The following is a 23,286-nucleotide window of genomic DNA, read 5'->3' on the forward strand; positions in this document are numbered from 1 at the left end:
CAATAAAAAGCGAAAACTTAGTTGTTTCTAATGCCAATTCTTCTGAAAATGGACTGGATATATTAAGACCTAGATTAAATTTTTCATTGTGCTGTTTGTTCAACAATAATAAGATGAGAGAAAAAAAGGCTACATCACAAGAGTTAGAAACTCAAAATGAAATGGAGAAACAAAGAAAACAGTTAAAGAGGAATTTGAGAACTCTAAATTATATTTCTCTTTTGTTGGCTAATGATCATATGGTTAAAAATCCCAAACGGTTAGAAGAGATATGTAATCTTAAAGAAGGAATAGAGCGCCAGATTATTAAAAATACAAGTACACTAAACAAAAATAGAAAACAACAATTTACACCTCATTAAAAGATTTTTAATCTACAAGAATCCATTAATCGTACTTTTGCTTTTTAGATTATGGATTCATTAACACAGATAGTTTTAGGTGCGGCTTGCGGAGAAGCTGTTCTAGGTAGAAAAATAGGTAATAAAGCTTTGCTTTTTGGCGCTATTGGCGGAACAATTCCGGATTTAGATGTTTTTGCAGGAGCAATTCTTTTTAAGAATGAAATTGATGCAATGCTCTTTCATAGAGGTTTTATGCACTCTATTCTTTTTTCAATTTTAGGAGCTTTTCTTTTCGGTTGGCTAGCTTACAAATTATACAATACCAAAAAAAGAATCAATACAACAACACGTGTAGATTGGCAGAAGCTATTCTTTTGGTCTTTGTTAACACATCCTATATTAGATTGTTTTACACCGTACGGCACACAGTTGTTTGCGCCTTTCTTTAATTATAGAGTTGCGTTTAATAATATATCTGTAGCAGACCCTTTTTATACAGTTCCTTTTTTAATCAGTATCATTATTGTAATGTTTCATAATCGAAATAATGAAAAACGAAGATTTTGGTTAAAAATGGGAATAGGAGTAAGTTCTGTTTATATGGTATTCACAATTTTCAATAAATTATATATAGATAATGTGTTTAAGAACTCACTAAAAGAGTCTAATATCAGCGTTACAAGATATAGTACTCAGCCTGTGATTTTAAATAATGTTTTGTGGTATGGTATTGCTGAGACTACGCGCAATTATTATGTAGGTTTTTATTCGTTATTAGACCAACAAAGACGAGTTTTGGACTGGAAGGAAATTCCTAAAAACAGAGCTCTAACTCCAGAGGAATATCAAGACATTAGCGATTTAGCTTGGTTTAGTAATGGTTATTATAATGTAGAGCCCATGGCTAATGATGAGTTTTTGTATAAAGATTTAAGGTATCCTATGGTGCAAACAGAAGAAGGGTATAAAGCTATTTTTAACCTCAAACTATATAAAGATCATAACCGTTTAAATATGATTCCTTTTGAGTCTAATATAGATGATGCTGGTAAAGTAATGAGTCAGCTTTGGATAAGGTTGAAAGGAAAATAAAAACAAAGCCTGATGTCATCAGGCTTTGTTTATTTTATGAGTTTTAAACCAATTCTGGTTTAAGAATATTTAATTCTATCATGCAAACTTTCATCATATTGTAGGTGCGTTCAATATCTGCATCTAGACCAATTGAAAAACGAATAAGTCCATCGCTTAATCCCATTTCTATTTGTTCGTCTTCAGGTATTTCTGATGACGTAGAGCTTCCAGGAGCACTAAATAATGTTTTGTAGAATCCTAAGCTAACAGCAAGATAGCCTAAGTTTCGTTCTTGCATTAATTCCATTAACGCATTTGCTTTGTCTAGTGAGCCTACATCAATAGTTAGCATTCCGCCAAAACCATATTTATCATTCATCATAGATTTAAATAATTCATGAGAAGGATGAGATGCTAAACCAGGATAAACGGTTTTAAGTCCATCGTTTTCAAATTTTTCAGCAAGATAACTCGCGTTATGGCTGTGCTGCTGCATTCTAATATGAAGTGTTCTTAAGTTTTTTAATACAGAGGCAGAACGCAAACTATCCATTGTAGAGCCTAATAACATAGCAGCTCCATCGTTTACATTTCTTAACTGATCTATAAACTCTTGAGTACCGCAAACAACTCCACCAACAGTATCTGAAGACCCATTAATAAATTTTGTTAAACTATGAATAACAATATCAGCGCCTAAATTTACAGGAGATATTGATAGTGGTGAGAATGTATTGTCAACAACCAGTTTTAAGTTGTGTTTTTGTGCTAATTCTGCTAAACCCTTAATATCGGCAACTTCTAGCAATGGATTACTTACCGATTCGCAGTAAAGTACTTTTGTTTTTGGTGTAATTGCAGCTTCTACAACATCTAATTTGGTAATATCTACAAACGAAGTATCAATACCTAGTCTCGGAGCAAAGTTTTTTAAGAAGGCATAAGTACCTCCATAGATCGTTCTGCTACTAACAATATGCTCACCTGCTTCACACAATTGCATAAGAACAGGCGTTATAGCTCCCATTCCAGAGGCTGTAACTGTTGCAGTTTCTGTGCCTTCCATTGCAGCAAGTGCTTCGCCCAGATATAAGTTTGAAGGAGATGAATGACGAGAGTATAAGTAACAGCCATCAGCATTGCCTTCAAATGTATCAAACATAGTCTTTGCTGATAAAAAAGTGTATGTTGAAGAGTCGGAAATTGATGGATTTACACCACCAAATTCTCCAAAGTATTGTAAATCTTGTATATTATTTGCAGGTTTAAATTTCATTTTTTGAAATGTTTAGAGTTGATTTATGCAAATTTGGATATTGATAGAATAAAAATCAATACAATTGATTTTAAGTAGAAAATTATATTGTTTTTAGTTGCTTTCTTAGAAGAAAAATCTTTATTTTTATTCAAACGTTAATAGATTCCGAAAAATATTAAGCTCATGTTAGACGATATAGATAAAGATTTGCTAAAACTTCTTCAAAATGATAGTAAGCAAACCAATAAAGCGCTTTCGCATGCATTAGGTTTGTCGGTTACTGCTGTTTATGAGCGTATTAGGAAGTTAGAAAAGAATGGAATTATAAGTAAGTATGTAGCGCTTATAGATAAAAAAAAGGTAGATAAAGCCTTTGTTGCTTTTTGCCATGTGAAATTAGTACAGCATTCTCAAGATTATGTTATGAAATTTGAAAGAGAAGTTCGTAAATTAGACGAAGTACTAGAATGTTATCATATTAGTGGAGACTACGATTACTTGTTAAAAGTACTGGTTGAGGATATGGAAGCGTTTAGAGAATTTATGGTTAAGAAGCTTACGAATATAAATCATATAGGTAGTACGCACAGTATGTTTATGATTAGTGAAGTAAAGCATACTACAGCAATAACATTATAATATGCAAAGCATAAGGTATAGACTTATTGAATTTTTTATCGTGTTCATAATAGTTCCGATAAGTTTTGTGCTTAATTTTCAATTATGGATGAAGTTGAGTATTGGTTTACTAGGCTTTATTTATATAATCTATGTACTTCTTAAGGTTGAAAATAATAAGTTTAAAATTAGGCAGCATATTAACTGGACACAATTTTGGCAACGGACAGCTGTTAAGTTTCTGGCGATAGCTTTTATAACTATTGCGTATATGTATGTTGTAGATTATAGCAATCTATTTATTGTTATACAGTCTAAACCGTTGTTGTGGGCAACAATTTTATTTGTCTATTCTGTTTTTTCTGTATATCCACAAGAATTGATTTACAGAACATTTTTCTTTCAACGATACGAGTCCTTATTTAGAAATAATGCATTGTTTATTATGGTAAATGCAGCGTTATTTTCATTAGCACATATCTTTTTTAAGAATACTTTGGTTATGATTTTTACGTTTATAGGAGGTGTTTTATTTGCACTAACATTTAAAAAAACAAAATCTACACTTTTAGTATCTATAGAACATGCCATTTATGGTTGCTGGTTATTTACCGTAGGTATGGGAGAGATGTTAGGATTCCCCAAATAAAATGAATTAGTAGTTTATGAATTATTCAAAAATAAAAGAAACATATCGATTTATCTTTGAGTCTTACGACAAGCCATCTTTACAAAAGCACATTGAAAAAATTATAGAGATGGACCAGTTTCTGCCTTACAGTTCAACCTTTTTTTGCATTACCAATACTCAGGATTTAACTTTTGAATATATCAGCAAAAACTATAATGCATCCTTAGGTTTAGATTCTAGCGAACTAAAGGAAAAAGGAATGCGTTATTTTTGGAGTAGAATTCATCCAGATGATGTAGAATCTTGGTTAAGAGCCTTAAACGAGTTAATGGAATTTACACTAGGAGAAATTCCAAGAGAAAAGCGGCAAGATGCCAGCTATACATGGAATTTTAGGTTTAAAAATGCGCAAGGTACATACGTTAATATGGTACAAAATACCACGCCATTAATTTTTGATTCTGATAACAAACCAATTATTGGGCTAGCACATTATACTGTTTTGCATCCAGATATTAAGTTAGACATTACAGCTTCTGCTAAATTATTAAATGCTAACCAAGAGTATGAAACCGTTTACTTTAATAGTTTCTCTCAAAAGCTATTGCACGATGGAGTTACCAACCGAGAACGAGATATTATACGTCTTTTAATTTTGGATAAATCGAGTAAGGAAATTTCAGAAAAGCTAAACATCAGTTCGCACACAGTAGACACGCACAGACGCAATATTTTAAAGAAATTAGAAATATCTTCAACAGGTGAGTTGGTAGGAATTTTAAAACTAAATCCTCATTGGTTATAAATTTACTCAATTTGAGTATTGTAAGTAAGTTAATAATTCTTCAATTTTGAATGCTATTAACTTTTAGGGAATAAAGAGTCCATTTTAATTAGATTTTGATCTGTTAACTATGGGCTTTTTTATTATTTACAACATCATTAAAATTTGTACTTCACTTTTCGTTAATCATAATCAATATTGTATTTTTGTGTAAGATAAAATTAACATCAAAAAAACACTTATGAAATCATACGATGTAGCAGTAATAGGTTCTGGTCCTGGTGGATATGTAGCAGCAATACGTTGTGCACAATTAGGCATGAAAACTGCAATTATTGAAAAATATTCTACACTAGGAGGTACATGTCTTAATGTAGGATGTATTCCAAGTAAAGCCTTATTAAGTTCTTCGCATCATTACGAAGAAGCTACAAAACACTTTGAAGAACACGGTATAGAAATACCAGGAGAAATTAAAGTAAATCTTGAAAAGATGATAGCGCGTAAGCAAGCTGTTGTTGACCAAACAACAGGAGGCATAGATTTCTTAATGAAGAAAAATAATATTGATGTTTATGAAGGTTTAGGGGCTTTTAAAGATGCTACTCATATAACTATTGAAGGAAAAGACGCAGGCGAGATAGAAGCTAAAAACACAATTATAGCAACAGGTTCTAAGCCATCTAATTTGCCTTTCATTTCTATAGATAAAGAACGAATTATAACTTCTACAGAAGCTTTAAAATTAAAAGAAGTACCAAAGCATTTAATGATTATTGGAGGTGGAGTAATTGGTCTAGAGCTAGGGCAAGTATACCGTCGTCTTGGTGCTGAGGTTACTGTTATAGAGTATATGGACAGAATTTTGCCTACCATGGATGCAGGTTTGTCTAAAGAGCTTAATAAAGTCTTTAAAAAAGCAAAATGCAGCATGATGGTATCTCATAAAGTTCAATCTGTAGAACGTAATGGAGATGAAGTTGTAGTTAAGGCCGAAAACAAAAAAGGCGAAGTAGTAGAGTTTAAAGGAGATTACTGTTTAGTATCAGTTGGTCGTCGTCCATACACAGATGGATTAAACGCAGAAGCTGCTGGTGTAAAACTTAACGACAGAGGACAAGTAGAAGTTAACGAACATTTACAAACCAATGTGTCTAACATCTATGCAATAGGTGATGTTGTTAAAGGAGCAATGTTAGCACACAAGGCTGAAGAAGAAGGTGTTTTTGTAGCAGAAACTTTAGCAGGTCAAAAACCACATATAGACTATAATCTAATTCCAGGTGTAGTTTATACTTGGCCAGAAGTTGCAGCAGTAGGTAAAACAGAAGAAGAGCTTAAAGAAGCTGGTACTGAATATAAAGTAGGTCAGTTTCCATTTAGAGCTTTAGGAAGAGCTAGAGCAAGTGGAGATATTGATGGCTTTGTAAAAATATTAGCAGACAAAACTACAGACGAAGTTTTAGGTGTACACATGATTGGTGCACGTTGCGCAGATTTAATAGCAGAAGCAGTAACAGCAATGGAGTTTAGAGCATCTGCAGAAGATATATCTAGATATTCTCACGCACATCCAACCTTTGCAGAAGCTGTTAAAGAAGCTGCATTAGCAGCAACAGACGATAGAGCGTTACACGTTTAGATTTTTTTAAAAACTATGTTATTCTGAACTTGTTTTAGTATTTCAGAATATAAAAAGCGAACCAAAAAGGTTCGCTTTTTTTGTTAAATAAATAGCGCAGCATTAAAATTATTGTGCGAAAATACTCAAATTGAGTATGTTGGTATTAAAACAAAAGTTATACTTTGCAAAATATATAAGCCTCTAAATCATGAAAAAATTATCTAAGACCAATATACTGTTATTGGTTTTCTTGTCTTTTACAAACCTTATTTTCAGTCAAGATTATTATAAATTATCCGAACAGTTTTTTAACGACACTAAGCCTGGCCATGTAGAGTTTTTAAAGCAAGCGATAAGAGAAAACAACGCAGAGCAGTTGTTAATTGATTTTCAGAATGTAGATATAGAAAACGAAAGAGATATTCAGCGAGTTGATGAACAATTAAAAGAAATAGAAGATAATTTTAAATCCAATTACACCAATCCAGAGTATGTATACGAATGCAAGAAAACGAAAGAATATAAAGATGAAGTAAAGCATTTAAATACTAGGCTAACTTACATAGAGTCCTCGTTAAATATTGCAAAAAGTTCTTACAATTTATGCAAAAACAATGTGTATAGAACAGGTAATTGTAGTCAGCAACAAAACAATTATAACAAACAAGTAAATCTTTATAATAGTGTATTGAGCGAATTAAATTCAGCTGTAGATAATTATGATTATTATAAAGATGATTGTAACGATGTTGTATACAAATATCAAAATGCTTTCGAATATGCAAAAAGGAGAACAGATAACTTAATAGCTGCTCGAAATCAAAGAACAGAGTCTAGAATCAGACAGTTTGAATACTACAGAGATCAAGTTAATGAGGTTATATTAAGCACACCTATGCATAATATAGAATATTATGATAACGGTAACAAAAGTAAAGAAGGCTATTTAGATTTAAGAACAAATAAGTACGTAGGGACATTTAAAAAATATTATTCTAATGGCCAGTTAGAATTAGAGTGTACATTCGAGAATGATCAGCTAGATGGGCATTATAGTGAGTATTATATATCTGGCACAAAAAAAACAGACTCAAATTATATAGATGGAATCCTTAATGGCAACTTTATCGAATATTTTGAAACAGGTGATACAAAAATTAAAGTCTATTATAAAGATGGAAAATATGATGGAAATTATGTTGAGTATTACGAAACTGGTACTAAAAAAGTAGATTCAAATTATAAAGAAGGAGAGCTCAACGGAAATGCAACGTTATATTATGAAACAGGAATAAAAAAATCTGAAGCAGATTTTGAAAGAGGAAACCTTGTAAATATTACAGAATATAATGAGCAAGGTGTTGATGAGCATGCCGAAATGCAAAATGAAATACTAGATCATTGGAGACAAGAACGAGAAGAAAGAGACAAGTACTACGAAACAATAGATAACGCTTCGGTAGCAGAAAGTATTGCGGCAAACCCAATAAGAACCATTAAAGAAGACCCTATAGAACTTGTTGTAGATTTTAGCAAAGCATCAAAAGAAACCGTTAATTTCTTTTTGGTAAGGCCAGATAACGAAAAATCAATAAAACTCAGAGAAAAGTATATAAATGATATTCATGATACCGACGGAGGAAAACTTTCTTGTAATTATTTTGGAGATGATGGACAAATTATATTAAAAGCAGTTTACGATGGGTTAACTGTAACTATAAATGATTATAATGAAGATGGAAGTTACTCACAAGCAGATTTTCAAAACCGAAATAAAATAGGCATGCTTAAAGAGTTTGATAAAAATGGAAATAGATTAGAAGGTGAAGAAAGGGAAGCAGACATCAATACATTCTTAAAACAAAAGAATTTTTATACACCAGCGACGTTATCTTACGGAAAAAACATTGAAATTTCTGATGGTATTTGGGAAGTGGTACATGGAGGTGGAGATCAGGACACCTATCGATATTCATATAAACAATTAAACGATACACAGATAGAATTAACGTTTATACAAAGTAATGACAGCTCTAATGAGTATAAAAAAGGCGATAAATTTATAGTAGAGTTACTTTTCATGAATATAAAAAGTAAATTCTATAAATTAACAATAACGCCGCTTGACACAAGCTATAATGGTTTGTTGGATGAGTATTACTATAAATAGTTTTTTGTATTAGACACTAATCTGATAATCTATTATGATTTAGATGAGACAGTTAAGTGGTTTCTAAGAAGTAAAACTATCATATTAAAGTAATTATTATAAAACACTTATCAATTAAAATCAGAGATCATGAAAAAACAACTAACACTAATCGTTATTTTATTAATAAATCTAATGGTGTTTGGTCAATCTCAAGATGAAAAACCACCCGAAGGAAAAATAAAAGACCACAAAGGCTATAACGATGCTGGTAAACTCATTGCCGAAGGTAAAATAGATGAAGGTTATCATAAGTACGGAAAATGGGTTTATTATCATTACTCAGGAGTAAAATCTCAAGAAGAAACCTATAAAAATTGGGTTTGTGTTGGTGAGAGAAAAAGATATTTTGAAAACGGAAAACTAAAAGAATATCTTTTGTACGATGATGAAGGAAACCTAAAAGAATGCAAACGCTATTATTCTAATGGCCAACTTAGACTAGAAAGTGCAACAGACGGACAGTTTGATGACTGGAATCCTTATTTTGATGGAACAGTAATTATGTATCATGAAAATGGAGCATTGATGATGGTTGGGCAAATGGAAGATAAAAAGTGTAAAGGAGATTGGGTTTATTACAACGATGATGGCACAATAAAAGAAACAGTTGATAAAACAGGAGAGTACTTCTACGATGATTAATCAATAAATATCTTTTAAATAAACTTTAAAAAGTTATAAAATAATTTCAATTATGAAAAAAATAATACTTACAATAGTACTCGGTCTTTCTTTTGCAACAAATCTTTACAGCCAAAAAGCGTATGATGATTTGTATATAAATAATGAAGAGTTGCAATCTCTCAAAAATGAAATTGATGCTGTAAGAAGTGCAATAGTTTATAATAATAGTATTTATGAACCAAATAATAAACTTCGAAAAACTCTATCAAAAATAATAAATAGATACAGGAGTTATTTATGGGAAGGTGGTGCGAATCAAGCTTTTTTTAATGCAGCTTTACATAGAGGACCATATCTAGATGAAGTATTAGAGATGTACGAAAACGCTCGCAAAGTATTACACAAACTACATGATACGAATACATATTTAGGTAATTTATTTGTTAGAGATGTAGATAAAGCTTGGCATTATAATATGGCTAAAGACTACTTCAACGAAGCAATTCTTTATTATAAAGATGTTAATAGGAATTTAAAAAACGTCAAAGATTACTATATCTCATCTATATTAAAGAAAAATGAATATAAAACTGAAGAACCTCAAAATGGAAAAGGTTTTTCTGGTGATAAAGAATTTATTACAGCTACCTTTTTTTACCAAGGAGAATTTAAAGATGGTAAAAAACACGGATACGGAGTTTATAAGCAGATTTTTAATTCTAACAGAAAGTTTGAATGCGATATGTATGTAGGATTTTATGAGAATGGTGAAGAACATGGACAAGGCACCTATATTTGGGTAAGTGGTACTAAATTTGTTGGAGAATGGAGAGAAGGTGAAATGTATAATGGTACAGCATATGATAATCGAGGTGCAAGAATATGTGACTATAGAAATGGCATTAGGCAGTAAGAGATGTAGCTAATCAAAAACCAAAATCATGAAACGCAATCATATTTTTTTCATAGTCATAATACTTTTTTCGTTAAACGTTAAAGCCCAAGACATAACAGACAAACAAATCCTGAAGCACATTAAAGGAAAAGAAATTGAGTGGATTACTGACGAAAATAATTTGGCAAAAGTAAAGATGAAATCCACCAAAAAATGGGGAGTTTACAATATAGATGCCTATTATGATTTAGATGAAGCAGTGATTGACTTTGATGAAGTAGTAGCACCAAAATTCGATTCCATTGGCTGGTTTAAAAATATGGAACCATTTACCATTGTAAAAATCAAAAAAAAGTACGGTATTCTTTTAAATCCTTACGAAATACACGATGCTGCTGAGAGAGCCAACTGCATCTATGACGCTATAAAAATGAAGGAAGTAGATGATAGGTTTTATGCACTTGTAAAGCAAAATGAAAAATGGGGATTAGTAGATTGGTTTGAAGATGTAGTTTTAGTAGATCCCACTTTCGATAATCCAGAAGATGTACCATTGGTTTGGATAGAAGGTTGGGCAAAAGATATGTTTGTAGCCTCCAAGAAAAAATTAAAAGCAGATATACTCATTTTTGATGAAAGTAATGGAGATGGTGTGTTTAAAGCAAGAAAAAAAGCCACTAAAAAATGGGGAATGTATCAGTCATTAGGCGAAAATGATTTAACAACACTCATACCTGCAAAATACGACAGTATTCGTTTTTTTGGATACAATTCAAAATACACGGCAGTTTACAACAAAGGAAAAGTAGGTATGCATTTGTCTTATTGGAGTTATAATGAAAACACCAAACTTTCAGTACCTTGTATTTACGAAGATTATAAAAATTTTGATGCAGATGGTGTACTAAAATTAGCTATGAAAAAAGATGGAAAATGGGGTTGGGTAAACTGGTTAACAGGCAAAGAAGAATCAGAATTTAAATACGAAACGCTCGACGATTTACCATATCCTTATTATAAACAAGCCATTTGGATTGAAGACTAAATAAAGTTTACATTAGTGATTTTTGAAAATGAACCTTCAACCCTTAAAAATACCAGCAGGCTGGACAGTTGATTGGAATTTGTTAACCGAAACAGACCCAACAGAAAACACCATACATGAGTTTACAGGCAGCTCTCTATTGCTTATCAGTTCACACACACGATTAAAAGCTATTGATGTATCATGGCGACCAGAAGGCGACATTAATGGTGCGTACCAATTGCAGGTTATTTATTTACTGCCAAAATTCAATATTAAAACCAATACGCTAGACTATGAAGGTGTTTGGGAAGCGCCAGAGTTAGAGTTTTCTACCCAAAACCGATTAGAACTGGTTGATAAGCTAAATCATTTACTCTTTTATTTAAAGCCTTACACAGATACACGCATTTTACTACAACCTGGTGTTGTAGACGAACCTAATGAAGCTATAAGACAAGAGTTGTTAGACAATGGTTTAACTGAAGAACTTGTAGAAAAAATAATAGCATCTAACCATAGAAAACTTCAGGAGTTACTATTAGACCACAAAGCTGTTTCCTATGCTGATGTAGAAAAATTATCCAAAGAAGGTGCTACTAAAGGTGTAAAAAATAAGGCAAAACAATTGCTAAATAGTAAACAGTTTAGAAATCAGAAATCTGAAACATCATCAGACGCTGATAAGGCTAAACTCATTTCAGCCATCACAAATAAGATGGAAGCTATTCTAGCTGAGTTACAACAGCTAAAACCAGAAAAAGAATTCACGCTTAAAACTCATGAGCCCAATGGATATTGGAGCTTCCATTGGAAAAGCACAAAACTTTGGAAAACCGAACATTATTTGAAAGAATGGTTTACTATTAGTTTATATGGTAATAGTGATGCGTTTTCATTAAGTGGCTCTCATAATATTAAAGATATTTTTGAACAACTTGAAGATGGACATTTTTTATATAAAGAAAAAACAATAGAAACCCTTTTTAAAATGCTTGATGCTATTGAAAAGCAAACCAAATCGTCTGTTCTAAAAGCTATAGACCAACAGTTTGATCCTAGTTTTTAACTTCAAGTTAAAGGCTTAAAGTTCTTGCATTAAATCGATAATTCTTAATCGCTTGGCGTAGCTGTCCTCGTTAACATCTCTAACAAAACAGTAGGCGCTAATAGTTTCGTTTTCAACCTTTTCTTTAAGCTCTTCAACCGTATTTGGCCCAAACTCTTTAGATTTAGAAATGTAGTAGAATTCGTGTTTGTGTATAACCTTGTTAACTTTCTTTTTGTACTTGTCTTTTAGGTAGCCTTGTATATCTTCAATAGAATTTAACTCTTCTGTATAATTTGTAGTGTTAATGTACATGGCAAATTCTTCTTTATCTTGATGGTTTAGCACTAAGATATCATCGTCTTTAAAGTAGGCTTTTACATTAATAACACCATCTTCCGTTTCAATGGTAAATATATTCTGTATACTTATTGTCCATGATGTTGTAATGGTAGCATCTTTTCTTTCAATTTCTAAGATATTATCATCTCTAAAGGTATAGATAGCTTTCTTTGTAGAAATGCCATTAACCAAAACCCATTGCTGATTTATAAAAAGCGAATCGTGATGACGATCGTAATCAAACGGTTTTAAATTAGGAATAGTATTATGAAGATATGCACTCATTAAGCGGTTAATAACATAGTCTAGAGACTATGATAACGAAAGATTTGGACTTTTATTTATTCTAAAGTTAATAATTTTCGAGATGATTTAAAACATCTTTCTTATAACTTCGACTAATGGGTAGCGCTTTTCGATTAACAGTAATTTCTTCATTTGTAAAGGATTGAATTTTATCGAGGCTAATAATGTAGGAGCGATGAATTCTTATGAAGTCTCGTTGAGGTAGTTTGGCTTCAATTGCACTTATAGTTTCTCTGGTGATAACGCATTGGTCTTTGAGATGAATTTTTATATAATCGCTTAAACTTTCGATGTAAATAATATCACTAAAAGTAATTTTTAGCATACGTCTTTCAGATCTAACAAAGATAAAATCGTTGTGGTCTGTTGGTTTTAATTCAATGTCTGTTTGATGAGTATTGACTTCAAAATAACGATTTACAGCTTTTAGTAATCGTTCAAAAGGAATAGGCTTTAGCAAATAATCCACAGCCTGAAGATCAAAACCTTCTACGGCATAATCTCTGTATGCGGTTGTAAAAATTATTTTTATGTTTTTGTTAATGGATTTTGCAAATGATATGCCTGAAATTTCAGGCATATTTATATCAAGAAAAATAAGGTCAACGTCATTGTTGTTTATAAAATTAAATGCTTCAATAGCATTCTTACACTGTGCAATGACTTCAATTTTATTAATACGAGATAGGTGTGTTGCTATAATGTCTCTAGCCACACTTTCGTCGTCAACGATTATGCAAGAAATTGGTTTAGTCATTGGTAGGGTTTGGACTTATGTTAAGTTTTAAGTGTACAGTGAACATTGCGTTGTTTTCATCTATATCTAGCGTATAGCGGTTAGGATACAACAACTCAAGGCGTTTTCTAATATTTTGTAAACCTATACCATTGTTGGGTTTCTCTTCATTGTGATTGCTGTTACTTATCTTAAAATTTATAGTTTTAGAATTAGCCTCAACAGATAAGTTTATAGTTAGCACACCATCCTTTAAAGTACCATGTTTAAAACTGTTTTCTATAAAAGGAATGAATAGCATTGGCGCAATATGAATTGTTTTTGATTGAATATGTTTAGAAAACGAAACATTTAAGGTATCGTTAAAACGCATTTTTTCTAAACTTATATAATCTTCAATATGATTTATTTCGTCCTCTAAACTTACAATAGGTTTATCAACCTGATAGAGAAGATAGTCTAGCAGGTTAGATAGTTTTAAAATCATTTCTGGTGTGTCATCAGATTTTTTTAATGCAGAACCATACATAGTGTTTAGTGTGTTGAACAAAAAATGAGGATGAATCTGCATTTTTAAATATTTGAGTTCTTGCTCTTTTAATTTAAGTTGGGTAGATAAGATTTTAGATTGAAGTTCTACATTGTTTTTTGATTGTTTTAAGTTGAGTTTTGAAAGCTTAAAAGCACTTACAATTAAGACAACAATATAGATGCAAGCTATTATGAATACGGCACTTCTGCCAATTGTATTTATTTTTTCAAACTTAAAATCACTTAAAAAAGCCAAAGCAAAAAAAATGGATAGACATATGCCAAAAACAGAAATAATTAGAGTGTATGAGCTATAAAGTCCAAATAAAAAGTAACGTTTTGTAATGAGGTAATTTGGGATTAGGTTATAAATAGAGACGTAAGTAGTGGCAATGGTTACTGGCATTAAAAACAAAGAAAAATAGAAAACATTGCTATCTATTGCATTATCTACATCAAAAATGGAAGTAAAAAACATAAGTACAGCAACCCAAAATATAATATGGAGCAGTACTTGTTTTAATCTTTTGTATTTTGAATGCATTAAACCTAAGTTAATCTCATCTATAGATGATACAATAATAATTCATTTTTTTTTGGACTTAGGGTTTTGTAGACGAATGACAGTTTTAGAGCCCTTTTTTACATTATGGTTAAATCCTTATGTAAAGTTGTTATTCGTCGCATTGTTTTAAATGGTAGGTTGATAGAATATACTTTTGAAGTATTAATTTTAAAAACACATTATTATGATTTCACACATTACTACAACCCAATTTGCAAGCCGAATGAATGAAGGCGGCCCAGCAATGTACATTATCTTGTTGGCTTTTTTATTATCGTTAATTTTTGTTGTAATCGCCTTTGTTAAACGTGATAAAGATAGTGTAATGGCTAAGAAAATGATAGGTCTTGCCACGGAAAGTAGCCTTATTGCTTTAGTTGTTGGTTGTTTGGCATCTGTTATGGGAATTATACAGTTATTTGATATGGTAGAAGCTCTGGGAGATGTAAATCCTGCTTTGTTTTCAGGAGGTCTAAAGGTGTCTTTACTAACCATTACATTTGGACTGTTTTCATTTGCAGTAGCACGTATTGGTGTTTTAATTTATAAATGGAGCTTAAAGTCTAACGAAGCAAACTAAACAAGAAGTCTTATGAAATTTTATTCGAAAAGAGGTGGTTTTTTAGGTTTAGCCATAGTTGGTCTTTTGTGTTTTTCTTGTAAAGATGTACCAAGCTCACCAAGTCAATCAGAAAGTGAGCTAATCACAAAAATCAATGCTGTGCAAGAACAAATTATGTCACAAGGAAATATAACCGAAAAGGAAGAGCAGGCTTTATTGAGTTTATGCAATATTGTATCTCATAATGATGGTTTAGCAAATTATGATTCTAATGATAGAATGGTATTAAAAGATGTAGAGATAGCACCTATACATTCAAATTGCGAAGCACTCTCTACTGAAGAAAAATTACAATGTTTTAATGAAGAAGTTTCAAAGTATATTAAAAAGGAATTTGACTCAAACATTTCAAAAGATTTAGATCTTTCTGAAGCAAAACAAGTAGATGCTTTTTTTATAGTTGACAAAAACGGAAAAGTCTCAGGCATAAAAGTTAGAGAAGCAGTGGTAAATGTCCAGGCAGAAATTTTGAGGATACTTAGAACTATGCCAGAAATGAAACCAGCCATGCATAAAGGAAAACCAGTTTCTGTATTGTGTTCAGTTATTATAAAATATGGTAAAGACATCCAAGCAGATGTTGTTTACATCCCAGAACTACCTAATGATTCATAATAGTTTTACCAATTATAATATTTAGTAAAAGTATGCATAGAGTGTAATTAAAATCGAGCTTTAATAAGTTCGATTTTTTTATGCCTAGAAATTAAATTAAGTAATTTTGCAAAAAGTCTTTTATGCAAGAACTTACGCTTACAACACCAGCACTTTTATTTTCAGCAATTTCTTTAATAATGTTAGCTTACACAAACAGGTTTTTGGCCTACGCAGCCATTATAAGAAACCTAAGTGATAAGTATATAGAACGAAAAGAAGCTGTGTTGATAAGGCAAATTAATAACTTAAAGTTAAGATTAAATTTAACACGTTGGATGCAAATTTTAGGCATATCAAGCCTTTTGTTGTGCGTACTAACTATGTTTTTAATCTATATAGATTTGCACAATGCTGCAGTGTGGATTTTTGGCTTGGCACTGCTACTGCTTATTTTGTCCTTGGCATTTTTAATAAGAGAAATTCAAATTTCAGCATTAGCATTAGAGCATCATCTTAGTGATATGGAAAAACAAATAGATTCATAAAATTTTTTAAATTTATTTGTGACTCATAAGAAATAGATGTGTCTTAATCATATAACTAACCAAGTTAAAAAAAGAATTAACCAACAAATTGACTAAAGAAGCAATTCATAGCCTAACCGATGAAGCGCTCGTAGAAGCAATCGTAAAATCTAACGACACAATGTTGTTTGAGGTGCTGTACGATAGATATGCTTCTATGGTGTACAATAAGTGCTATGGATTTGCTAATGGTGTTGATGAAGCTAAAGATTTAACTCAAGATGTATTTTTAAGAGTTTTTATAAAATTAGCTAGCTTTAAGGGCAAATCTAAATTTTCAACTTGGCTTTACGCTTTTACATACAATCATTGTGTAAATTACGTAACCAGAAATACAGCAAAGAAGATTGAAAAACAATCTGTAAGTTCTGAGAATGTTGATATTCAAAATATAGGTGAAGATATTGATTCTACAAGCGAGTTTGAAAGTATGCGCGTAGATCAGTTAAAGAAAGTGATGGAGTTGATTTCGCCTGAAGAAAAGATGATATTGTTACTAAAGTACGAAGATAACTTAACTATAAAAGAGTTGTCTGAAGCTTTAGAGATTGGTGAAAGCGCAGTAAAAATGCGTCTCAAAAGAGCAAAAGAAAAACTTGTACGCAAGTACAATAATTATACGAAAGATGGAGAATCCATTTAAGCAAATAAACCAGCCTCTCAAAGAGGTTCCTAAAGAGCTGAAAAGCAAAGTGATGCACGACATTGCTATGGCTAAGCTATTGATGGAGCTGGCTGAGTTATTCTCGTATAACATTGGCCACATTATAGATAGTGTAACGGCTAATAGAACTAAAGATTAAATACTTAACACACCCTAACCAAAAAAATAAGTATGAATAAGGTAAACGAATTCTCGGATGTAGCATTAAAATCTTTAAACAACATTTGGTTAGAGATTACTAAGATATTTCCAAACATTATAGGATCTTTTATAGTACTTATAATTGGTTGGCTTGCAACTAAGCTAGTTGTAAAAATTATTAAGAAAGTGCTTAAGCTTGTTAATGCAAACAAACTAGACGATAAGCTTAATGATATAGAAATAATTGAAGGTAAGAAACTGAACTTTGATACTGTAAAGTTTATTTCTAACCTTGTAAAATATCTTATGTATGTTATAATATTTGTTACAGCATCAGATATTATGGGCTTAGACATCATAACAGAGCAGATAAGCGATTTGCTGTCTTATGTACCTCAATTATTAGCAGCTGTAATCATTTTTGTAATAGGACTATTGTTTGCAAATTTTGTTAAAAATGGTCTTAAATCCTTATTTGAGTCTATGGATTTGTCTGGTGGTAAAATCATTAGTCAGGTAGTATTTTTTCTTATTCTCACATTTATTAGCATTACAGCATTAAACCAAGCAGGTATTAATACTCAGATTATTACCAATAATATCAACATGATTATTGCAGCCTTTTTGTTGGCTTTTGCAATAGCTTTTGGTTTGGGCGCAAGATTAGTAGTGGGTAAATTAATGCATACCTTTTATGCAAGAAAAATGTTTGAAGCAGGTCAGAAAATTATATTTAATGACAAGGCGTATGTTATAGACGAAGTAAAAAGTATATCGGTAATACTTAAAAATGATGAAGGTAGATTGGTAGTGCCTATCAATGATTTAATGGAAAATCAAGTACAAATGCAGGATCAACTATAAGGTTAGGGTTATAGATTTTATTGTATATAAAATGCGATCCTGCCGTACTTGACCTATAAGGATGACCTCTTCAGTAAATGAAGAGGTTTTCTTTTTTTATTAGCGTTTCTTTTTATTACGCTTATTGTAATTTTTATCTCCTCTGGTTTTAGGCTTTTTATACTTCTTTGCAATCTCTCTTCTGTAAGAACCACCTAAATTTACCTTTTTGTTTTTTTCTTTCTTTTCATGAAAAGCAGGACCAGGAATATCTTCTGTGCTGCGCTTTGTAGGATTGTTTCGCTCTCTAATTTGAGGACGCTCTTCTTCAATTAATTCATTAGAAATTTCTATAACATCAGGAATCTCTTTTGTTTCAATCTTTAATTGCATTAAATCCTCAATACGATCTTTAGCTTCTTGTTCCTTTTCAGTAGAAAATAACAAAGCATGACCTTGTTTTTCTGCACGACCAGTTCTACCGATTCTGTGCATATAATTTTCTGGATAGTCTGGCGTGTCAAAGTTTATAACATGCGTTACATCATCAATATCCAACCCTCTGGCCATTACATCTGTAGCAACTAACAATCTGTGTTCACCTTCACTAAATTGCTCTATACTTCGCAATCTGTAGTTTTGAGTTTTGTTAGAGTGAATAACACAGCTCTGACCAGGAAAAAGTTCTTCGAGCTTGTCAAATAAACGATCTGCCATTTTTTTATAGGCAACAAAGATTAAAACTCTAGAAAATTCATCTTTATCGCTTAGCAAATATTCTAATAAATTGACCTTAGTATAGAAATTAGGAACATTATAACGTTCTTGTTTAATATTCTCTAAAGGTGTACCAGAAACAGCAATCTGAATTTTTGTAGGACTTATAAAAAAATCAGTTATCAACTCATCTACATCTGCGGTCATTGTAGCAGAAAACATAATGTTCTGTCTACGTTCTGGCAATATGTCAAAGATATTCATAAGCTGATGTCTAAATCCTAAATCTAGCATAACATCTACTTCATCAATGACCAACTTCTGAATAGATTTAAGTTGCAAAACTCTACTCACAGCAAGGTCATATAAGCGTCCAGGAGTAGCAACAATAATATCTAATCCTTGTGCTACAGCTTGTTTTTGCGTATTTATATTAGTACCACCATAAACACCCAAAACACGATTGTTTATATACTTAGACATTTTTTCTATTTCGCTAACAACCTGCACAACCAATTCGCGCGTTGGCACCAAAACCAAAACTCTGGGATTGTCTTGTCTAGAATACTTTAGATGTCTTAAAATAGGCAACATGTAAGCAAAAGTCTTACCAGTACCTGTTTGCGCTATACCAACAACATCTTTACCAGATGCTACTATGTTAAAAGCTTCAGCCTGTATTGGAGTAGGATTCTCAAACCCTAAGTCTTCAATGGCATTGAGTAAAGGAGTGTTTAGATTTAAATCTTGAAAAGTCACAACTATAGATTTTGTGCAAAGCTACTATTAATAATCAACATCAGTCCAACAAACCAGCATTAACTGTAATACTGTATGTAGCATTAAACGTTTTATTTGCTTCCAATTCAATAATTCCTTCTTTGTTTTTAATGTGCTGATCGGTATTTTCTGCATCTGCAATACCAATCCAAGGTTCTATACAAACGTATGGAGCGTTTGGTTTTGCCCATATACCTAAAAATGGAAATCCATCAAATTTTACATTTAGTATTTCCCCCTTGAGCTGATGTTTTAAAGCTACTTTTCTAGATTTTAAATCTTTAAAAATTAATGCATCTTCATTAAATAAATCTCCACGAAGATTAATGCGGTTTGGTGCATCAAAAGCAGTTTTCGTCTTTTCAGTAACCAAGCCATTGTCCATATTTAACAGATAAGATTGGCTGGTTTCTTCCTTTTCAAATTCTAAAAAATAATCGGTGTATAATTCGTCTTTAAATAACGGACACGTAAAAGCAGGATGACCTCCAAGTGAAAAGAAAATTGTTTTAGAATCAGTATTTTTTACAGTATGATGGATGTAGAGTGAACTGTCTTTAAGCTCGTATGTAATTAAAAATTCAAAGTCAAAAGGATATATAGTCTTTAGCTGATCGTTGGGTTTTAGTTGAAATGTAACTTCAGATTTTGTGTTAGAAATCACTTTAAAATCGTTGTTATGTCTCACAAAACCATGCTTTGGCATGTTGTATTGTTTGCCTTCGTAGATATAACTATCGTTTTTCATGGCACCTATAATTGGAAATAAGTTAGGAGCATGACTTCCCCAAACATCAGGATTTGCTTCCCAAATAAATTCAGTATTATTTTTTACTGATTGTATACTGCACAATTCGGCACCTTTTGGTTTAATTTCAATTTTAAGGAGGCTATTTTCTAAAAATGGCATAGTTTTTTTATTTTTTATTGAAAGATACAATTCTTATACTCTAGAAAATGTATTCTATTTATTTTTACAAAATTAATTTTTCCCTTTTTGAGAACTTCATATAAACAGAAATTAGCAAATTCTAAAAATTTTAAGCAGCAGTTATTGCTATGGGCACAACAATATGATGATGTTGTTTGGCTAGATTCTAACGGTAATAAAGACCACTATAATAGTTATGATGCTGTATTGGCTGTAGATGCTTTTACGAGTTTACAAACCGATTATACAGACGCTTTCGATCGTCTAAAAGAGTACCAGAAAAGTACCTCTGACTGGATTTTTGGGTACCTTACATACGATCTGAAAAATTCTATAGAAGCATTAAAATCTAATAATTATGATGGTTTAGAGTTTCCGGATTTATATTTTTTTCAGCCTAAAAAGATTATTTTAATTAAAGGCGATACTGTAGAGTTTCAATACCTAAGAATGGTAGATGATGAGATAAATAGTGATTTGTTGGAGATAGAAAAATCTGATGCTCTCAACGTCCTTGAATCTGAAAATCCTATCAAAATAAAACTTAGAATTCATAAAGATGAATACTTTGAGAAGGTCAACAAAATGTTAGCACACATACATAGAGGAGATATTTATGAAGCTAATTTTTGTCAGGAGTTTTATGCTGAAAATTCTACTATAAACCCTGTAGAAACGTACACAAAATTAAATCAAATCTCTCAACCACCTTTTGCAACATTTTTTAAATCTTTTGATAAATATTTGTTATCAGCATCTCCAGAGCGCTACATCAAAAAAATAGGAGAAACTGTAATATCGCAACCTATAAAGGGAACTGCTAAGCGGTCTCAAAATAAAAACGAAGATCAGCAATTAGCTATAGATTTAGCTAATGATCCAAAAGAACGAAGCGAAAACATTATGATCGTAGATTTGGTTCGTAATGATTTGTCTAAAACAGCAGAGAAAGGTAGTGTTAAGGTAGGGGAGTTGTGCAAAGTATATTCATTTTTGCAAGTCCATCAAATGATTTCTACCGTAACTTCAAAAATTTCAGAAAGCACACATCCTGTTGATGTTATACAAACTACATTTCCTATGGGAAGTATGACAGGAGCACCAAAAATTTCAGCAATGAAAATTATTGAAGATTTAGAAGAAACCAAACGAGGTTTGTATTCTGGAGCAGTGGGTTATTTTGAACCAAGCGGAGATTTTGATTTTAATGTTATTATTAGAAGTATATTGTATAATGCATCCAAAAAATACATTTCTTATTCTGTAGGAAGCGCTATAACAGCTAAAAGCGATCCTCAAAAAGAGTATGAGGAGTGCTTAATTAAAGAAAAAGCCATGCGAGAGGTGTTGGAGGGTTAGCATTGTAATACTTAAAATCTTAGCGTTTTTGCGCCTTTGTGAGATGATTAATTCAATATATTTGAAGAATGCTAGTATCATTTAAAAACCATATAAACACTAAATTCCCGTTTCTAAAAGATACACGTTTGGTCATTGCCATCTCTGGTGGAATTGATAGCGTTGTGTTAGCTCATCTTTGTCATAAACTCAATTTTAATTTTGCCTTAGCACATTGCAATTTTAATTTAAGAGGAAAGGAAAGCGATGCAGACGAAGCCTTTGTTTTAGATTTAGGAGAGCAATTAGATGTAGAAGTTTTTATTCAGAATTTTGATACTGAAGTCTATGCTGAAGAAAATAAATGTTCTATACAAATGGCAGCACGAGAGTTGCGATATGACTGGTTTTCTGAATTAGCACAACAACTAAACTTCGATTACATCTTAACAGCACATCATGCAGATGATAATCTAGAAACGTTTTTAATCAACTTCACCAGAGGTACAGGACTTAACGGTTTAACAGGAATACCGGAACTAAATGGAAACATTGCTAGGCCTTTATTGCCATTTTCTAGAGAAACGATAGAAGCATACGCAAAGAGTGAAAACATTGCCTGGAGAGAAGATAGTAGTAATTCTTCGAGAAAATATTTAAGAAACAAATTAAGGCATGATGTGATTCCAATTCTAAAGGAGATTAATCCAAATGTTTTAGATAGTTTTCAGAATACTCTATCAAACCTCAAGGAAACCGAAACTATAGTAAGCCAAACCATTGATGATTTTTTGAATAGAGCAATAGTTAAGAAGGAAGGTGGTACTGTGACGTATTACATTTCAGAATTTAAAAATCAAAATAATCCTAAAGCATTCTTATACGAAGTTTTCAAAAACTGTGGTTTTACCGAATGGAATGATGTTGAAGGTTTATTAGAAGCCGAGACAGGAAAATATATAGCTTCTGGCACACATAAACTCACCAAGCATCGCGAGTTTTTAATTCTTACAGATTGTCATTCTGAACTTGTTTCAGAATCTATCTCGTTAAATCAACCTATCAAAATAAGCGAAGTCGAAGTGCAAAAAAGCCAAGTTAAAACACCACTCGGTGTTTTGTTTTTTGATGAAGCAGAGGCTTTGAGAGATAATGCTCAAAACACAATTTATGTAGATTTAGAAAAGCTGAAATATCCTTTAGAATTTAGGTTATGGCAAACAGGAGATGTTTTTCATCCTATTGGTATGAGGGGCAAAAAGAAAGTGAGCAAATATCTTAAAGATGAAAAATTAACACCAAGCGAAAAAGACAATACTTGGGTTTTAACTTCAGAAGACAAAATAGTTTGGGTTGTTGGGAGAAGAGCAGATGACCGTTTTAAGGTATCAGGCCGAACCAATCAAATTTTAAAAATAGAATTAAAATAATATTGTCATTCTTGCTTAGACAG

Annotated in this window: 25 protein-coding genes; 19 read left to right on the forward strand and 6 right to left on the reverse strand. The window is 31.8% G+C overall.

Translation table 11 applies throughout. The features are described from left to right. Positions 1-113: 113 nt before the first annotated feature. Together P7122_RS05770 and P7122_RS05775 are read left to right on the forward strand one after the other, a co-directional pair. A complete protein-coding gene (locus P7122_RS05770) occupies positions 114-362 on the forward strand; it encodes a hypothetical protein (protein ID WP_278004829.1) in 249 nt (82 codons plus the stop codon). 51 nt (positions 363-413) lie between these two features. Then, positions 414-1,436, forward strand: a complete 1,023-nt coding sequence (locus tag P7122_RS05775; RefSeq protein WP_278004830.1) for a metal-dependent hydrolase — start codon at positions 414-416, stop codon at positions 1,434-1,436. Between the two features lie 43 nt (positions 1,437-1,479). Here P7122_RS05775 and P7122_RS05780 read toward each other — a convergent pair whose 3' ends face one another. Next, on the reverse strand, positions 1,480-2,694 hold the full coding sequence (locus P7122_RS05780; RefSeq protein WP_278004831.1) for an aminotransferase class I/II-fold pyridoxal phosphate-dependent enzyme: 1,215 nt from the start codon (positions 2,692-2,694) through the stop codon (positions 1,480-1,482). Positions 2,695-2,859: 165 nt separating this feature from the next. On the opposite strand from P7122_RS05780, the gene P7122_RS05785 reads away from it, so the two are divergent. The 9 genes from P7122_RS05785 (at position 2,860) to P7122_RS05825 (ending at position 12,157) form a co-directional block, all read left to right on the forward strand. Then, positions 2,860-3,315 (forward strand): Lrp/AsnC family transcriptional regulator, encoded by a 456-nt coding sequence (locus tag P7122_RS05785; RefSeq protein WP_278004832.1) that lies wholly within the window; start codon positions 2,860-2,862, stop codon positions 3,313-3,315. Positions 3,316-3,382: 67 nt separating this feature from the next. Further along, complete coding sequence (locus P7122_RS05790) at positions 3,383-3,943, forward strand: CPBP family intramembrane glutamic endopeptidase (protein WP_278004833.1); 561 nt, start codon at positions 3,383-3,385, stop codon at positions 3,941-3,943. A 16-nt stretch (positions 3,944-3,959) separates the two neighbouring features. Next, positions 3,960-4,730: a LuxR C-terminal-related transcriptional regulator gene (locus P7122_RS05795; RefSeq protein ID WP_278004834.1), complete on the forward strand. Its 771-nt coding sequence runs from the start codon at positions 3,960-3,962 to the stop codon at positions 4,728-4,730. A 220-nt stretch (positions 4,731-4,950) separates the two neighbouring features. Then, positions 4,951-6,351, forward strand: coding sequence for a dihydrolipoyl dehydrogenase (gene lpdA / locus P7122_RS05800; RefSeq protein WP_278004835.1), 1,401 nt, complete (start codon positions 4,951-4,953; stop codon positions 6,349-6,351). Between the two features lie 190 nt (positions 6,352-6,541). Beyond that, positions 6,542-8,503 carry a toxin-antitoxin system YwqK family antitoxin gene (locus P7122_RS05805; protein ID WP_278004836.1) on the forward strand — a complete coding sequence of 654 codons (1,962 nt, stop codon included), beginning with the start codon at positions 6,542-6,544 and terminating at the stop codon, positions 8,501-8,503. Between the two features lie 129 nt (positions 8,504-8,632). Next, on the forward strand, positions 8,633-9,187 hold the full coding sequence (locus P7122_RS05810) for a toxin-antitoxin system YwqK family antitoxin (RefSeq protein ID WP_278004837.1): 555 nt from the start codon (positions 8,633-8,635) through the stop codon (positions 9,185-9,187). Positions 9,188-9,239: 52 nt separating this feature from the next. Then, positions 9,240-10,082 (forward strand): hypothetical protein, encoded by an 843-nt coding sequence (locus P7122_RS05815; protein ID WP_278004838.1) that lies wholly within the window; start codon positions 9,240-9,242, stop codon positions 10,080-10,082. Positions 10,083-10,110: 28 nt separating this feature from the next. After that, entirely contained in the window at positions 10,111-11,109 is a 999-nt protein-coding gene (locus P7122_RS05820) for a WG repeat-containing protein (RefSeq protein WP_278004839.1), read from the forward strand. A 28-nt stretch (positions 11,110-11,137) separates the two neighbouring features. Continuing rightward, positions 11,138-12,157: a hypothetical protein gene (locus P7122_RS05825; protein ID WP_278004840.1), complete on the forward strand. Its 1,020-nt coding sequence runs from the start codon at positions 11,138-11,140 to the stop codon at positions 12,155-12,157. Between the two features lie 15 nt (positions 12,158-12,172). Here P7122_RS05825 and P7122_RS05830 read toward each other — a convergent pair whose 3' ends face one another. The 3 genes from P7122_RS05830 to P7122_RS05840 form a co-directional block, all read right to left on the reverse strand. After that, complete coding sequence (locus P7122_RS05830) at positions 12,173-12,763, reverse strand: hypothetical protein (RefSeq protein WP_278004841.1); 591 nt, start codon at positions 12,761-12,763, stop codon at positions 12,173-12,175. Positions 12,764-12,830: 67 nt separating this feature from the next. Then, positions 12,831-13,541 carry a LytR/AlgR family response regulator transcription factor gene (locus P7122_RS05835; protein ID WP_278004842.1) on the reverse strand — a complete coding sequence of 237 codons (711 nt, stop codon included), beginning with the start codon at positions 13,539-13,541 and terminating at the stop codon, positions 12,831-12,833. After that, the gene (locus P7122_RS05840) at positions 13,534-14,595 is read right to left on the reverse strand and encodes a sensor histidine kinase (RefSeq protein ID WP_278004843.1); all 1,062 of its coding nucleotides are present in this window, start codon (positions 14,593-14,595) and stop codon (positions 13,534-13,536) included. Before P7122_RS05840 ends, P7122_RS05835 begins: the two co-directional genes overlap by 8 nt. A 205-nt stretch (positions 14,596-14,800) precedes the next feature. Between P7122_RS05840 and P7122_RS05845 the strand changes: the two genes are divergently transcribed. The 6 genes from P7122_RS05845 to P7122_RS05870 all read left to right on the forward strand — a co-directional run bounded on the left by P7122_RS05845 (position 14,801) and on the right by P7122_RS05870 (position 18,088). Continuing rightward, positions 14,801-15,196, forward strand: a complete 396-nt coding sequence (locus tag P7122_RS05845) for a hypothetical protein (RefSeq protein WP_278004844.1) — start codon at positions 14,801-14,803, stop codon at positions 15,194-15,196. Between the two features lie 12 nt (positions 15,197-15,208). After that, a complete protein-coding gene (locus P7122_RS05850) occupies positions 15,209-15,853 on the forward strand; it encodes an energy transducer TonB (RefSeq protein ID WP_278004845.1) in 645 nt (214 codons plus the stop codon). Positions 15,854-15,975: 122 nt separating this feature from the next. Next, positions 15,976-16,380: a DUF2721 domain-containing protein gene (locus P7122_RS05855; RefSeq protein ID WP_278004846.1), complete on the forward strand. Its 405-nt coding sequence runs from the start codon at positions 15,976-15,978 to the stop codon at positions 16,378-16,380. Positions 16,381-16,468: 88 nt separating this feature from the next. Further along, a complete protein-coding gene (locus tag P7122_RS05860; protein WP_278004847.1) occupies positions 16,469-17,062 on the forward strand; it encodes an RNA polymerase sigma factor in 594 nt (197 codons plus the stop codon). Continuing rightward, positions 17,046-17,222, forward strand: a complete 177-nt coding sequence (locus tag P7122_RS05865; RefSeq protein ID WP_278004848.1) for a hypothetical protein — start codon at positions 17,046-17,048, stop codon at positions 17,220-17,222. Before P7122_RS05860 ends, P7122_RS05865 begins: the two co-directional genes overlap by 17 nt. Before the next feature lie 32 nt (positions 17,223-17,254). Then, a complete protein-coding gene (locus tag P7122_RS05870; protein WP_278004849.1) occupies positions 17,255-18,088 on the forward strand; it encodes a mechanosensitive ion channel family protein in 834 nt (277 codons plus the stop codon). 99 nt (positions 18,089-18,187) lie between these two features. On the opposite strand, the gene P7122_RS05875 is transcribed toward P7122_RS05870, so the two are convergent. Next, the gene (locus P7122_RS05875) at positions 18,188-19,543 is read right to left on the reverse strand and encodes a DEAD/DEAH box helicase (RefSeq protein ID WP_278004850.1); all 1,356 of its coding nucleotides are present in this window, start codon (positions 19,541-19,543) and stop codon (positions 18,188-18,190) included. 40 nt (positions 19,544-19,583) lie between these two features. Beyond that, positions 19,584-20,474, reverse strand: coding sequence for an aldose 1-epimerase family protein (locus P7122_RS05880; protein WP_278004851.1), 891 nt, complete (start codon positions 20,472-20,474; stop codon positions 19,584-19,586). A gap of 87 nt (positions 20,475-20,561) precedes the next feature. Here P7122_RS05880 and P7122_RS05885 point away from each other — a divergent pair, with 87 nt between their 5' ends. Further along, on the forward strand, positions 20,562-21,854 hold the full coding sequence (locus tag P7122_RS05885) for an anthranilate synthase component I family protein (RefSeq protein WP_278004852.1): 1,293 nt from the start codon (positions 20,562-20,564) through the stop codon (positions 21,852-21,854). A gap of 68 nt (positions 21,855-21,922) precedes the next feature. Beyond that, positions 21,923-23,263, forward strand: coding sequence for a tRNA lysidine(34) synthetase TilS (tilS, locus tag P7122_RS05890; RefSeq protein WP_278004853.1), 1,341 nt, complete (start codon positions 21,923-21,925; stop codon positions 23,261-23,263). Positions 23,264-23,286 lie beyond the last annotated feature (23 nt).

Source organism: Winogradskyella marincola, assembly GCF_029624125.1.
In the GTDB taxonomy this organism is placed as follows: domain Bacteria; phylum Bacteroidota; class Bacteroidia; order Flavobacteriales; family Flavobacteriaceae; genus Winogradskyella; species Winogradskyella marincola.